At 37.6% G+C, this 14,954-nt stretch carries 10 protein-coding genes, 1 tRNA gene, 2 pseudogenes and 1 CRISPR repeat array (1 of these 14 cut by a window edge); of the genes and pseudogenes, 3 read left to right on the forward strand and 10 right to left on the reverse strand.

All coding sequences use genetic code 11. The features are described 5' to 3' along the window. Positions 1 to 181: a CRISPR direct-repeat array (repeat unit 36 nt; unit sequence GGATCGTAACTCATATTTTTACCAAGCTTCTAAAAC) (it extends 1,705 nt beyond the left edge of the window). A 27-nt stretch (positions 182 to 208) separates the two neighbouring features. The 4 genes from csn2 to cas9 all read right to left on the reverse strand — a co-directional run bounded on the left by csn2 (position 209) and on the right by cas9 (position 6,388). Continuing rightward, the gene (gene csn2 / locus F0161_RS07240; protein ID WP_137602341.1) at positions 209 to 883 is read right to left on the reverse strand and encodes a type II-A CRISPR-associated protein Csn2; all 675 of its coding nucleotides are present in this window, start codon (positions 881 to 883) and stop codon (positions 209 to 211) included. Next, the gene (gene cas2, locus F0161_RS07245) at positions 880 to 1,185 is read right to left on the reverse strand and encodes a CRISPR-associated endonuclease Cas2 (protein ID WP_225423086.1); all 306 of its coding nucleotides are present in this window, start codon (positions 1,183 to 1,185) and stop codon (positions 880 to 882) included. Before cas2 ends, csn2 begins: the two co-directional genes overlap by 4 nt. After that, on the reverse strand, positions 1,163 to 2,068 hold the full coding sequence (cas1, locus tag F0161_RS07250; RefSeq protein ID WP_150204195.1) for a type II CRISPR-associated endonuclease Cas1: 906 nt from the start codon (positions 2,066 to 2,068) through the stop codon (positions 1,163 to 1,165). The genes cas2 and cas1 overlap by 23 nt, the downstream gene beginning before the upstream one ends. A gap of 219 nt (positions 2,069 to 2,287) precedes the next feature. Then, on the reverse strand, positions 2,288 to 6,388 hold the full coding sequence (cas9, locus tag F0161_RS07255; protein ID WP_150204196.1) for a type II CRISPR RNA-guided endonuclease Cas9: 4,101 nt from the start codon (positions 6,386 to 6,388) through the stop codon (positions 2,288 to 2,290). 261 nt (positions 6,389 to 6,649) lie between these two features. Between cas9 and F0161_RS07260 the strand changes: the two are divergent. Continuing rightward, positions 6,650 to 7,582 (forward strand): annotated as a pseudogene (locus F0161_RS07260) (IS256 family transposase); the annotation flags it as partial. Positions 7,583 to 7,608: 26 nt separating this feature from the next. On the opposite strand, the gene F0161_RS07265 reads toward F0161_RS07260, so the two are convergent. From F0161_RS07265 to F0161_RS07275, 3 genes and pseudogenes are all read right to left on the reverse strand, one after another. Then, entirely contained in the window at positions 7,609 to 7,827 is a 219-nt protein-coding gene (locus F0161_RS07265) for an IS3 family transposase (RefSeq protein WP_096494467.1), read from the reverse strand. Positions 7,828 to 7,866: 39 nt separating this feature from the next. After that, on the reverse strand, positions 7,867 to 8,496 hold the full coding sequence (locus tag F0161_RS07270; RefSeq protein ID WP_190318851.1) for an IS3 family transposase: 630 nt from the start codon (positions 8,494 to 8,496) through the stop codon (positions 7,867 to 7,869). Beyond that, positions 8,493 to 9,029: pseudogene (locus F0161_RS07275) on the reverse strand (helix-turn-helix domain-containing protein). Before F0161_RS07275 ends, F0161_RS07270 begins: the two are co-directional and overlap by 4 nt. Positions 9,030 to 9,364: 335 nt before the next feature. Between F0161_RS07275 and F0161_RS07280 the strand changes: the two are divergent. Further along, the gene (locus F0161_RS07280) at positions 9,365 to 10,132 is read left to right on the forward strand and encodes a tyrosine-type recombinase/integrase (RefSeq protein ID WP_263862614.1); all 768 of its coding nucleotides are present in this window, start codon (positions 9,365 to 9,367) and stop codon (positions 10,130 to 10,132) included. Beyond that, positions 10,120 to 10,473 (forward strand): tyrosine-type recombinase/integrase, encoded by a 354-nt coding sequence (locus F0161_RS11725; protein ID WP_263862615.1) that lies wholly within the window; start codon positions 10,120 to 10,122, stop codon positions 10,471 to 10,473. The genes F0161_RS07280 and F0161_RS11725 overlap by 13 nt, the downstream gene beginning before the upstream one ends. Before the next feature lie 99 nt (positions 10,474 to 10,572). On the opposite strand, the gene F0161_RS07285 is transcribed toward F0161_RS11725, so the two are convergent. The 3 genes from F0161_RS07285 to F0161_RS07295 all read right to left on the reverse strand — a co-directional run bounded on the left by F0161_RS07285 (position 10,573) and on the right by F0161_RS07295 (position 14,894). Then, positions 10,573 to 10,660 (reverse strand) — tRNA-Ser (locus tag F0161_RS07285). A 74-nt stretch (positions 10,661 to 10,734) separates the two neighbouring features. Continuing rightward, positions 10,735 to 13,959 (reverse strand): SNF2-related protein, encoded by a 3,225-nt coding sequence (locus tag F0161_RS07290; RefSeq protein WP_150204198.1) that lies wholly within the window; start codon positions 13,957 to 13,959, stop codon positions 10,735 to 10,737. Positions 13,960 to 13,973: 14 nt separating this feature from the next. Beyond that, positions 13,974 to 14,894: a LysR family transcriptional regulator gene (locus tag F0161_RS07295; RefSeq protein ID WP_225423092.1), complete on the reverse strand. Its 921-nt coding sequence runs from the start codon at positions 14,892 to 14,894 to the stop codon at positions 13,974 to 13,976. Positions 14,895 to 14,954: the final 60 nt, after the last annotated feature.

A 14,954-nucleotide genomic window follows, 5' to 3' on the forward strand; every position in this document is an offset into this window, starting at 1 on the left:
TGGGTATCTACGGGGATCGTAACTCATATTTTTACCAAGCTTCTAAAACAGAATAAGGTGTTAAAGGTTTACTGTTGTAGGATCGTAACTCATATTTTTACCAAGCTTCTAAAACAACAATATCTTAAATCCGCTTGAAAATGACGGATCGTAACTCATATTTTTACCAAGCTTCTAAAACCGTTATTTTATAATCAATCTATAATGATCATTCATAGTGCCATTCAACATAATCATTATCAACGTAGTAATACCGGCATCCTTCAAACATTTTATATCGATTAATCTCCGAGAACTTAATGAGAATAATTTTAATATTTAACATTTGAATCAATCTATTTAACTCGCTAAACTCGTCACGCGTTAAATAGTCAGAAACATTCATGAGTCCTAAAATCCGAGATTCATTTAACTCTACAGAAGTTTTTAGAAGTGTCTCAATTATATCATATGGACGGTTAACTACAGTCGGTATAAATCTTAAATCACAAAATTTAAAAACTTTTTCTAATTCCGTTTGTTCTTCAATTTGTAATGGTAAATCTAGTGAGTACGACGCGCATAACACCGCCAATTTAAGCTGTTGGCTTAATTCAAAAATTTGCTGTTGTTGCTCGGGAGTTACTACCTCTTTAAAATGCTTGTAAAGTCGGTTAGTAAACAATTTATCTAAATCATTCTGAATAAAAGCATCCCCAAACCAATGAATTGCTTTGCTTGTTTCAACCAGCTTAAACTCATCATCACTAAAATGGACATCATCTTGAAGATCCTTAAAATTTAATATCAACGTTTGATAAAACTCATGATTATTCGTCTCAATTACTGTTAACTTTCCCTCATTAATTTCAAACGGTTTGAATGGATAGTAAGTCATTCTCATAAAATCACCGTCCGGTTAGAGGTGTTTCGTACATCTTTTTTTGGTTCACCAGCAATAAAATGCATGTCATTATACTGTTTCTCCGTCACCATCATAGATTGGACAACACCATCCGCCGGTGCAAAATCAGCAATTCGACGTTCCATAAAAGTTGCCGATTGTTTTGTGACGCATACACGCACATAAATCGAGTACTGAATCATAAGAAATCCTTCATTTATTAATGCCTTGCGAAATCGACGATAATTGCGTCGCTGCTCGCTTGTTTCAACAGGTAAATCAAACATGACCATTAATCGCATTATTCGGTACCTCATCAGTTAATTCCACCTTTATTGTAACTTCATCACGTTTTTCACTAAGAAAATTAACACAATTTGCTACATGCTTAGTCAACGCATTTCGTAAAATCGTTTTTTCATCATTGTATTTAAATTCGAAATTTAGTAAATCCACCAATCCATATTTAACATCCGGCGTTAATTCATTAAATTTCTGGTGTGCAACCCAAAAATCAATAATTGGTCGGAATGGCTCCATCAAATCCGATCCCAAATTAAAATCGTTACCCTCGCTATGATGATGAATTCCAAACTGAGTGAGATATCCATTGGCGGCAATCTCACGATCAATTGCAGACAGTAGGATCGAATAACCATAGTTTAATGCGGCATTAATTGGGTCAAATTGATGCCGAACAAAATAATTGTCAAACACCATCGTAAAATATTTATGTGCGACTACTGCTTCTCGGTTAGTAATATCACCAATTTCCAGTTTCTCAAGCTCATCTTTTAGTGCAAAACATTCAATGCCCATCAACTGGCAAACTTGAATTTGCATTTGAATTTTTTGATAAATTAGCTTAGTCCATAATATTTTTTTCTTACCATCATTCCAGTCAATCTGTGTTTGAACCAAATTTGCATCTCGGTTACCAGAATAATACCCAACTGTTTCACAGATTGGTTGCCCGTCACGGCCCGAAAAAATCACTTTCGCACCACTACTCGTTAAGGCTGCAATGGCTGCAGTCGTCACAACCGCACTTAACGTCGTAATCAGTACAATTTGAATATCGCTAATCGGGATTTGACTCGTTCCATCCCTTGTTTGCACCACCAATTGTCGACTTGAGTAAGAAATTTTTGCGTGCTGTGTAATAATTACGCTGCGCCATCCCACTTTTTCCAACCTCCTTGTAATCGTTTCAATTTATGCTATAATCTATTTGTCGGATTAACTCACCGACGGATCGTACTTATATTTTTACCAAGCTTAATTTAAAATCAAACAAGGCTTCGGCCAAGTTTTATCATCTTAATTGAAGCCCTTATGGGCATTACATAAAAAGAGCAATTGATCCCTACGATCAATTGCTCTTTTACTATATCCCTGAAACCGTTATGCCAGCGGCTTTAAATCTTTAAGTGCTACTATTTTTTCATACAGCCCTGTCGGTGACTGATAAATCAGCTTAGCATCGCTTGTCAAAGTTATGCCTCTCCCTTGTTGCATAAACCCAAATGGCGTTGATATCCCTAACACCTTTAGATCTGAGACAGAGGCATTGGCATGCAATCCTATCAAGATCCGATCTATAACTGAATGTTTACCAATTTGCAGAATCTTACCACTCTCATACTGTGTATTATTGGGTAAACTGTCAAAGATGCTTTCGCCTTCAGTCAACTTAGCGATGAATTTATTTATTTTATACATTGGAAAATATGAATGTACACTCTTTAAAATTTCTGAATATACTGCGTCAAGCTGTTCACCTTGATTAATAGCTCTAATCATATTCTTCGATAAATACAATTCACGCGCATTATGACGATACGTTGCGGTGCCAAGCATAAACGGTTGACCTTCATCAACTACAAGCTGTCGGTAAGAAATTTTTGGTGCGATAATTTCAAATGGTTCAACTTTGCTTACTACTTCACCTGTTTTTTTATTTATCTTTTGACTAGTAAATTGGCGCTTCATGTATTCCAGAAGTTTGTCTAATTTTATTTCTTTACCATTCGAAATCTTATCCGCAATTCGTGTAGGTATTCCAAATACTTTATAGTAAAATTCGTCTTTCTTTTTCAGACGCACAATTGTCATGAATGCACTAGTTGCTCCGGTATAGCCACCATACAATTCAGTTGGCATATTTTTCTTTTTCGGTATTAACTGCTTTGATCCGCGACCACTACCCTTGTCATCGGTAGCCTTATACAGAGTCCGTTCATACAGCGCACCATGATTTTCAAACACTTCATGAGTTACAGTAACCTTCTTAAAATCATAAATATGATCGAGTCGATCCCATAACTCCTGATACGCATCCGAACGCTGCATTTTTTTATCATTGTGTTTAGGATCAACCCATCCCAAATCATGTAAAAAGTTAAACGATCCAAGATTGGGCAATTCTCCCTTGAAAAATTCACCGTACGTAAACAGCTTACTAAGCTTGGGATAATGTTCGAGGAGATGCAAGCCAACGACCGTTGTTAAGTAGGCATCGAATGCATGATGATAGTTGTTTACATTTCGATTTTTGGGAAAATCAAAATCTTCACGCATCTGGTGGGTTAAGTTGGCCTTAACAGAAATAATCTTAGTGTCATCATTCTGATATTCATCAGCGAGAATATTAGCCACAAACTTAATTACCTGACGTGTCTCAACTAACTGACGCCGAACAAAACCAGTCTTTTGGTACTTATTCACTTTATCATGAGTCAAAGTAAGATTATTAAACTTACGCTTGGTCATCATCCCCGCGTCCAACTGACGTTTCCATAACGACCGCATCTTATTAACCAATGTCTCACCAGGTAAATTATCCGCCTTCTCTCGGTTAGAAGTTTGATTAACCAGTACCCGGTTATCAAGCGAATCATCCTTAATAAAGGACTGTGGCAAAATATGGTCGATGTCATAACTTGAGATATCATCAATACTGATTGACTCGCCAGTATACAGATCTCGCCCACCTTGTGCGAAGTACAGATAATACCGATCCCGCGCCATTGAATACTGCTCACTATTCAACTGAGATCTGATTGCGGAACTTGCCAGCAGTTCATCACTCAATCCTTGATAGACCTGTTTTAAGTGATTTGCACGACTAGTTGTACGACGTGGATCAGCTTCATCTTCACGTGCAAATTCGATAAATACCTTATCTGGTGCCTGGCCCCCCATTGCTTTTTGAATATCCTTAACAACCAACAGTACCTGGCGTAGGGCTTTTTTATTTTGTGGTGATGTGTACAAATCATTAATTACCGTCGACAAATCCTGCTGCTTAAGCAACTGTTGATTTTCCGTCACAATTTGTTGACTGTAGGCAGTTTGATTGACCAATTCCATAAAATTCTTGTCTGATTCCCACATCCGGGTAATGATTGACTGGCCATTTTCATCAGCAAGTCCTGACAATAACTTACGTGAGAATCGGCCCCAACCGCGGTAACGTTTCTTCGCTAAAGCATCCTTGTCTGCATCCGTCAACCAGTCAATATCATTCAACTTTTCACGTAAAATTTTGCTATCTTCAAAAATAGTCAACCATTCGATAATTTTCTCAATATCTGGTTGCAGCATCGGATCATCAATTCGGTTCAAAAATACTTTTTTAAGATCATTGTACGAGGTTAAACCACTTAGAAATTTCGTTGGATCAGCAAGCCCTTTGACTTCTAGTTTGTCTGCTGAATAATCACCATCCGAAATCAAGTAGTCTCGAAATCGTTTAATGGTCACATTACCAACATGTTTGAACACATCTTCAAACACGTTTTGTTTAAGTGGCGTTTCTAAACGGTCACCATTAACCCGAACATTATTGAGTTCACTAAGAACCTCGTAACGTTGATAGAGTAGGCTCTGTTTGGGAAGCACATCTTCGTTCAGCAAATAGGTATCCTTCGTGGTCATCCGCTTAATAAAGCGTTCAGCCGTTGCCTTCCGATCCACAACCTGATCAAAATTCCATGGCGTAATCTCGTCCTTCTCATGACCTTCACGACGCTTTGTCCAAGCAAACTTCGCTTCTTGTGGATTTTTACCAGTTGGCGTCACCATTGGTCCAATATAATAAGGGACCCTAAAGGCCACTAATTCATCCAGTTTATACTGTGCAGCATTGCGCCGCTTCTGATTAGGATTTGGTTCCGCTAACCATGGATAGTATTCCTTTTGGTTTTCAATAATTTGGTCCAATTCCTGCTGGTGTAATTGATGTGGCATTACGCCATTAGCTTTAGTCCGTTGTTTGGGCATAAATTCATCTAGGTCAATCGACCGTTGAATTGCCGTTGCCCGTTCATCATCTACATCTTTCAATATTTTAGGAACGGCCTTATAGAAATCATCTTTAGTATATGATTTATCTTTTTCATTTTTGGATGTGATGTAGTATTTATATGCATTTCGTAATGCTTCTCTTTTCGGATTACCCAAGTCATCCGATAACTGCTTATACTGACGAAGCTGCTGATCGTGGCGGTTATAGCGCTCCATCATCGACTCTGATAATCCCATTCCATTTGGAATAATTGCGGCCAATGTAATTGCTGAGTAAATTTTCTGCAACGTCTCAATAATTTCACGTTGTAAATCGTCAAGCTGATCATCAACCGCTGATAATTTTTCATCAATCTCTTCATTACCTAGATCAATATTCCATATCGTATTCTTGCTTTCGATACCAACAATCACGTTAATCTTACTTTTTAATCCTACAATTGCTTTTAACAGCTCTGTGCTAATACTCTTGAACTGCTTATCAACTTTCTTATCATGACTTTCTTCATAAAGAGTAGGTGCTAACTGTTTTTGCCGATCATTACTCGTTAAACTGCGATCTAGTAACGTTGCTTTTACAGCATCAACCTGATCCAATTTCAACTGAAATTGTTCACCTTCATCAGTGACGGTTAACACTTCGACAAATAACTCATTTAATTTTTCAAAGTCTTGTTTTAAATCTAATTTTCCTACTTTAAACGACTGAACAGGTGCCTCGCTCAAAAAATGGCCGCGATATTTTACAATATGGTGCAGTGCCCAATAAATTTCTCGAATGTCAAACTTTCGTTGTTCTGTCATTAATGCCTGGCGCAAATGATAAATGGTTGGATAATCATGATAGAAATCTTTGTCTTCTCGATCGTTAAATAAGAAATGCCCATCTGTATGCTGCTTGTCTTGCTTAACTAAATTGGATTCTTTCTGCCGCATAAAAAAATTCTCATCGATTTCATTGATATACGGTTCAAAAATCTCTCGTAAAAACCTTAACCGCCATTTACGGCGATTGAGGCGACGGCGAGTCGTTCTAAAGCCTCGTCGTTCAGCAGCCGTCTTCCCTTCTTCAAAGATGCGGACCCCATAGCCAAGTTTTCCTCTGACATGAACTAATCTGCCGCCATCATCTGTAATCGTATAACCAATCGAACTAGTCCCAATATCAAGTCCAATATTATATTTTTTATTTTTCATTTGATTTCCCCCGTTATAATTAACGTTGCTTTAATTATACTAATATTCAGTTTTAATTAAAAGATGATTGCGAAAGCGATTGCAACATAAAAATAATCTGATCTGTAAATATTTGCTACTATTAGTATCCATTTGCATTATTCTGCTCTCTCTGAGAGAGTATAAAATAGTTTGTGTAAATAAATAAAATCCTATTGAAAAGGGAATCCCTTCCCCGTATGATTAAATCGTCAAACCAAACCAAAACGGAGGGATTCCCCCATGGGACAGTTTACCAAAGATTTAACCAAAACTCTATTATCAAATGGCGATGTTAAAGAACTTTTTCGCCAACAACTTGAAAAAGCTATTAATCAAATCTTACAAGCTGAGTTAACTTCGTTACTCGGTTATGATCCTTATGAACGTAATGGTTTTAAGGCTAACAATTATCGGAATGGTCAATACTTTCGGTTAATTGATTCCGAATATGGTAAGTTGAAAATTGCTGTACCGCGTGACCGACAAGGCAAGTTTCATAATCATTTACTTCCAGCTTATTCTCGTCGTCAAGATGCTTTAGAAACTACAATTATTCAACTTTACTCTAAAGGTGTTACCACTCGTGAAATCGCTGATTTGATTGAGAAAATGTATGGTTCTTATTATTCAGCTACAACTGTTTCTAACATTACTGCTCAAGTAACTGAGCAGATTGAAGCTTTTCATCAACGAACCATTAAAGCAAACTATGTTTGCTTATTCTTAGATGCAACTTATTTACCTTTGCGTCGTGACACAGTTCAAAGAGAAGCGGTTTATATTGCCTTAGGAATTACACCCACTGGAATTAAAGAAGTTCTTGATTATCGCATTGCACCCAGTGAAAATGCTGAAGTCTGGTCGGAAATGGCAGCAGATCTTAAGCAGCGAGGGCTTAAACAGGTTCAATTAATTATTGCGGACGGAATGGTCGGACTTCAACCAGCGCTGTTACATGCTTTTCCTAAAGCAAAATTTCAAAGATGTTTAGTTCATGTTATGCGTAATATTAGTACACATGTCCGTTTAAAAGACCGTGAGGTCATTTCAAATGATTTCAAACAGCTTCATTCGGTAACTAATAAAACTGAAGCTCATAAAATGCTTGCCGATTTTTATAGTACTTGGGAAAAGCAATACACAAATCTGATTAGTCACATTAGGTCAATGAAGTGAACCCACAAGTTTGGACAACTAAATTAAGCTACTAACTGATTGGCAAGTTCTCGGTATTGTACTGGTGACTTGCCTTTTAGCTTGGTCCTGATTCTACGGTTATTATAAAACTCAATCCATTCAGTCATCGCTTGCGCGAGACTCTCTGGATTTTCGAAGTGTTCATCCATCATCTCTGCTTTCATGAGATGAAAGAATGATTCCATGGCGGCGTTATCTAAGCAAGTCGCCTTACGGGACATACTCTGAAAGGTATGATGAGTTTTAAGCGTTTTTTGCCACTACTTATGTTGGTACTGAAATCCTTGATCTGTGTGTACCGTTGTTCGATAAGGAAGCTCAGGTAGTCCATCTAATGCTTCTTTTAGTGGCTTCAACGCAAACTCAAGAGTTGGATGTGCACTAATGTTAAATGCCAAAATTTCACCCGAAAATAAATCCATGATGGGCTCTAAATAGATTCGTTCACTTTGACTCATCTGACCGTATCGAAATTCACTAACGTCGGCGACAAGTTTTTGATATGGTCGATCTGTCTTGAATCGCCGGTGTAACTTGTTTTTGGCGATTCTACCAACAACTCCTTTGTATGAGTTATATTTACGAGTTTGCTTATTAAAGGCCTGACATGTCCAGCCTTGTTCCTTCATAATTCGGAGGACGCGTTTGTGATTAACTTTAAATCCCTGTTCATGCATAACTAACGTTATGCGACGGTAACCGTATTTTTGAGTATACTTGGCATCTGTTTGGCGAATTTCATCAATGGCTTGGATAACCTGGTCATCATCATATTTTCGTCCCTGGCTGTGCTTAGTGTAATAGTACGTGCTACGTGGTATCTTAACGGCTTTGAGGATAAAACTAATCGACGTTTTGAAGACTCGCCTAAGATCATCAATTAAGGTCACGGTTTCGCGTGAGCTGATTTTTCGTGATCTAAGGCATCGAGTTTTTTTAGGAATTCATTCTCGATTCTTAACATCTTATTTTCTTGCTTGAGTTACTTTAACTCATCTTTATCGTGGCGTGCTTGAATTTGTGCTGTTGTGGGTTTGGTTACTTTTTTATGCTTATGCTTAGCCATAGTCTTTGGATCTCCTCTCACTCTATTTAGGCCACTGAGTCCCTTTAAATCAAACTTTCTTTGCCATTGCCAGATAGTACTTGGTGAAGAGAGATTGAAGTGTAGTGCTGTTTCTGAAAGCGAAGCTTGGTGCTGTTGTTTCCAGTTTAATACTTCTATCTTGAACTCACTAGAGTATTCCAAGTTCATAGGTCTCGGTTTTAATCCTGCAATGCCAAAACGATTAAAGCGATGAGCCCATAGGAGAATCGTTTCATTGTTGGCAATATGGTATTTTCTGGCCAATTGAATGGAACTAATACCCGTTAAATATTGTGTCACAATAGAAATTCGTAACTCTAAATTAAATTTAGTCATAATAAAACCCCCGAGATTGTTGTCCAATCTCGGGGGTTCACTTCAAACCTTGATAGATTCAATATATTAAATGCTGTCTGGGGATGCCTACCGGCTCGTTATTGCTCTACAGCCGTACGTAAAAGTACTCTTGCAATCTAAGTAGTTGATGTAACCAATATTAAAGAATCGCCTGTTTTGTTATTTACAATCATGCTAAATAGTTCAAACATGCAAATTAATGTCGTTTTTATCAAGTTCAATTAATCCAATGCATATCCATGCCCCGCCACAGTGCTGAATATGAAAGGATAATAGATTATGACAGTTATTAAGCAGTACGAACTTAAAAATGGATGTTTAAGACGTATCTGGGTGTGAACCCAAAAACAGGCGGTGATGTAAATACTACACGCCGCGGCTTTGATACAAAAAAAGAAGCTCAACTCACAGTAACGCGGTTGAAAGCTTCGTTTGATGATGGCACGTATTTTAAAGATGAACCCACTACCAGGGATATTAAGACGTTTAAAGACGTCTTCGACTTATGGAAAGAGAACTACGAGCTCACTGTAAAGGAAAGCACCTACTGTAAAGCTATTAGCCAGTATGAAGTGCATACCATACCTATTTTTGGTAGTAAGCGTATGGATGAAATTACGATTGCTGATATTCAGCACTTCGCTAACAATAACGTTAAGAAGTTCGTTAAGTATCGGGATTTTGTCACAGATGTTTCACGAATATTTGAGTATGCGATTAATCTGGGATTAATTAAGGATAATCCAGCTACCCATATCACTATCCCAAAGCGTAAAGAATCCCTCGATGAACCAAAACGCCAGAACTACTACACTAAAGACGAACTCAAACAGTTCCTTGAGTTGACTAAAGAGCAACAGACACAAAAAGCATACACATTCATGAAACTGTCCTCTGCTTCCGGATGCCGTCAAGGTGAACTGCTGGGGCTTGAATGGCAACATGTGGACTTTGAGAACAATTCTATTAGTATCGTCCAGACATTGGCTATGGGTAAAGAACGGCGCTATACCTTGAACAACCAAAAACAAAGCATTCAAAGCGTACTATTAGCATTGATCTTGAAACTATGGCCGTACTGAAACGGTGGAAAGTTCAGCAAAGTAAAGACATGCTCAAACTAGGATATAGCACGCTTAAAAAGCATCAACTTGTATTCAGTAACGAACACAACGAATTTTTACAGCTAACCGTTCCTCGTAAATGGTTGATGAAAACCATCACTGATAACCAGCTACGAGTAATCACCATTCACGGACTACGCCATACATACGCTACTCTATTACTTGAAGCTGGGGTTAGTCCTAAAATTATCAGTGAGCGGCTCGGACACGCCAGCATACAGATCACATTAGATTTATATTCACATGTCACACTGATAAGATGGAAAAAACGGCGTCTGAAATATTCGCTAAGGCCATGAATTCGGACTAAACCGAGTCAAAGACCAAAAGAAAAACGCCTCGCATACTGACAACCCTTTAAGTATCAGTACATGAGACGTTTATTATCAAATCAATTAAGGAGAGTACAGGATTTGAACCTGCGCGCCGGTATGAACCGGTTCGACGGATTTCGAGTCCGTTGCATTACCACTCTGCCAACTCTCCAAATGCGGTACCAAATAAGTATACCAACATATTGACAGTGAGTAAATATCCAAATCTAAAAAATTGTAGCGTAACTATTCAATTCCTAGGATTTCTTTGACCTCTGCTTCAGACAAGGAAGCCTTATTTTCAGTTCCACTCAAAACTTGATCCACAAAGTTGCGTTTCTTTTCTTGCAGTTTGAAAATTTGTTCTTCAATCGTCCCCTTGGTGATTAGTCTAAAGACATCCACATTGTTTTTCTGGCCAATTCGATGTGCTCGCGCAGTTGCTTGATCCTCAACCGCTGGATTCCACCATAAATCAACCAGAATAACCATATCAGCACGCGTCAGATTCAATCCGGTCCCACCAGCTTTGAGCGAAATCAAAAAGATACTCTTTTCGCCATCATTAAATTGATTGACCATTTCTAACCGTTCTTTGGGTTTAGTATCACCCTTTAATAAATAAGAATCTAAGCCTAGTTCATTCAATTCGGTTTTAATTTCATCAAGCATGGTTGTAAATTGAGAAAAAATAAGCACATGTCGGTCATTGTCCTTGGCCTGTTGTAAAATTTCCTTCAATTGATTGATTTTGCCAGAATCACTATTGTATTCGTCCAAATAAAGTGCTGGTGTATCACAAATTTGTCGTAATCTCGTTAAGCCAGCTAAAATTTCAATTTTGTTTTTGACAAATGCATCTCCAGACATGCCCTTCACTTTGACCTGCATTTGCTTGAGCTGAGCTAAATAAACTGCTTTTTGCTCTTTAGTTAACTCATTATATAGGTTCGACTCCACTTTTTCTGGTAACTCTGTCAGCACTTTCTTTTTTTCTCGTCGCATAATAAATGGCGTGACTCGAAGTGCAACTTCGGCCGGTGCCAAATGCTTAAAGGCTTTTTTACTTGGTAAAAGTCCTGGCATGACTACTTCAAAAATCGCCCATAATTCTTCAATTCGATTTTCGATTGGCGTACCCGAAAGAGCAAATGCATTCCGTGGTGTCAATTTACGCAAAGCTTGATTAGTTTTTGAGGTTGAATTCTTGATAAATTGCGCTTCATCTAACACCAAATATTCCAAATTAAGTTGCTGATATTCGGCAATGTCAGCACGGGCGCTGTTGTAACTAGTAATTAATACTTCACTATTACTTTCATTGATAATTTTGCGCCGTTCTAATTTGGAGCCATCAACCACACTCACAGACATACTTGGTGCAAATTTTTCAAATTCGGCTTGCCAGTTATAGGTTAATGATGCTGGCGCAACAATTAAATTCACCCGTTCCGAAACCAAATTATTCAACAAAAAGGCAATCATCTGGACGGTTTTCCCCAGTCCCATTTCATCAGCTAAAATACCACCGAAATGGTATTCATTTAACATTTCAAGCCATTGAATACCGTCTTTTTGATATTGGCGCAAATCTGCCTGGACCTTTGCTTTAATCGGATAATCAAACTGATCAGGATGAGCTAAGTCTTGCGCCAGATGTTTAAACTTTTCATCAAAGTCAGCAGTATCATCTAACATCGCTTGAACGCTTATCGCTTGCGCTGCCGCAATTTTAATTTCACCGTACTCGAATTTATCATGACCAGCTCTTAATTGAGTTAAAACTGCAGTAATTTTACGCAGTGAATCATCCACTAACATGATTGAGCCATCTTGACGTTGTACAAATGGTTTTTGATTATGCTCTAATTGATCCAACATCGCATCGACATCATTTTCATTGATGCCGTCAATTGTAAATCGAACTGATAACAACCCATCATCTTCCGAAACGTTAATATTGGGATTGGCCAAATTCATTTCTGACAATATTTTATCCAGCCGATTGCTTAACTCAACCACTCCATTTTCACGTAAATTAGGTAATTGTCGAGTAACAAAGTCATACATTTGGTCCCCACTCATCACGTTCAAACTATAATTGTCATCGTCTCCAACAAAGTTCAAGCGAGCTAGATACTGCCGTGCCATCCCCTCCTTGATATCATCTCGGTGAATAGTGGTTGTGCCCTCTGCTGACTGATAATTAAATTCCAAGCCCAGTTGAATAAAATTATTATCGATATCCAAATTAAACTGTGGTTCCATTGGGCTAATTGTCAATTCGTCTGGCACAATAACTGTGCCGACCTGCTGAAAATACTTAATAAAATCAATCAATGCACGTTCACTACCAATTGGAAAATGTAAACTCGCGTCAACTTCCATTGGTACCCCAATTCCGCCGAATTGATGGTGCGTATTTTGTCGGTAGCGGAACAAAATGTCTTTAATTTTGGAAGCCGTTTGATGGTCAGTATAATAAATCACATCATCCATCAATAAAGCATTATCGTCTTCTAACTCTAAATCAAACTGTGCATCAATCTTTAAATCATATCCATCTTTATCATTGGTCACATTAGCACTAAATAAGCCACTATTTACGTCGTAAGGCAGATATTGAACAGCATCATATTCACTTTCATTGATTGAAAGAAACAAAAAATAATCCACCTGTTGTGCGACATTAATGGTGGCTTCAAGATTTTCAGGTGTAATTAAATAGTATTGATTTTTGTCAAACTGACTAGATTCAAAATTTTGATCTCGCTGATGTGCTGACAAAAAGATCAAAAATGCTTTATCTACATCATTAAAATTACTTTGATTTAACGAAAATCGTTTTTTCCCACCAGTTTGATAGATAGCTTGTTGATTGAAATCATCTAAAAAACTGTCGATGTTCTTAATCGCATAAAATTTTTGATCATTACGACTGCCTATTCTTAACTTAATAAACAATCGTCCGACATCGAGGTCATAATCATCATGACTAATTCCGCCTAAGGCTAAAGTCACTTCCAACATCAATGGCTCGTCACTTTCATCCACATTTGGTAATTTGAAAGCATCTTGTTCTGTATATTTGATATCTGATAAGAAAGATAAACCATTAGAGTGCTTAGTTTCTGGAACCCAATCAATTGCATTCTTGTTTTGCACGATATCACGCAGGACATTTTTAGGTTCACCTTCAAATAAATGTTCAATTGGATTTCCATATTTAGCCAAAAATTCAATCACTGCTGCAATATGTTTGCAGTAACCGTGTTCTGCGAAATATGGGCACGAACAAAAGTCTTTTTGCACCTCATTTTCATTAATCGTGACTTCATAGCGATATGTACCGATGACTGTAGCACGCACCAAATTATTCGAATAATCGATTTCATCAATATCAACATCCCCATTATTAACAATTTGTTTACCGCGCTTCCAAAATACATCTGGAATACTTCTATCTTTCATTTTCAATCCTCATCTTATTTGGTTTGTACTAATACATTTTTTAATTTGAGTAAATCATTTTCTAACACTTGGTTTTTGCGATTAAAGACCGAAATAATAAATTCCGGCTGATTCTTGTCTGTTAACGGAATTGTCACTAAATCATCTTCGGGCGTAACTGCAATTTCAGTCAAAAAGCCAATTCCAACCCGTTCTTTAATCATCTTTTTAAGCATGGCTACATCTGAGGTTCGATACAGTACCTCTGGTTGCATTTGAGCATTTTTAACGAACCAATCAAAAGCTTGAACAATCACAAATCCTTCCGCCAACGAAGCAAACGAATATTTTTTTAAATCCGCAAAGGCTACTTCAGGTAATTGGGCTAGCGGGTGTTGTTTATCAACAACAATCGTAAATGGAACACTCATGATTTGAGTAATGTCCATATCCTCAGCAATTTTAGGTCCTGTCGATCCGAGCAATGCAATATCTAAATCTCCCGAACGCATCTGATAAAACAAATCATCAGAGCCACCTTCTTTAGTATCGACAACGTCCATTAAATTTTGTTTAACCAGCTCGCTGGCAATTTTTGGAAAATAATAACTACCAATAATTGGTGGCATGCCTAATTTCAATTTATGTTGGCGTACCCTGGCTAACTCAGTTCGTGCTAGTTCTAATTGCCCAGTAATAATTTTTGAACGCTCAAATAGCTGATTCCCCGCCTCCGTCACAGACAACTGGCCATGGCTTTGATCGCGATTAATTAACTGAATCGAAAAATAATCCTCCAACCGTTTCAATGAAAAGGTAATGGTTGGCTGAGTCACAGCAAAAAACTTGGCAACTTGAGAAAAATTTTTTAATTCAACTAATTTGTTAAAGTATTCTAAATCTCGCGTGTTCATGTGAGCGTTATCCCGTCTAGTCATATAAATATATTTTATCATACTTTAGTGGTTTGACTATAAATTTTTCAGCGTTTTATACTGCTTGCGTAAATTAAATAA

This window comes from Paucilactobacillus nenjiangensis, assembly GCF_008632615.1.
Lineage (GTDB): Bacteria > Bacillota > Bacilli > Lactobacillales > Lactobacillaceae > Paucilactobacillus > Paucilactobacillus nenjiangensis.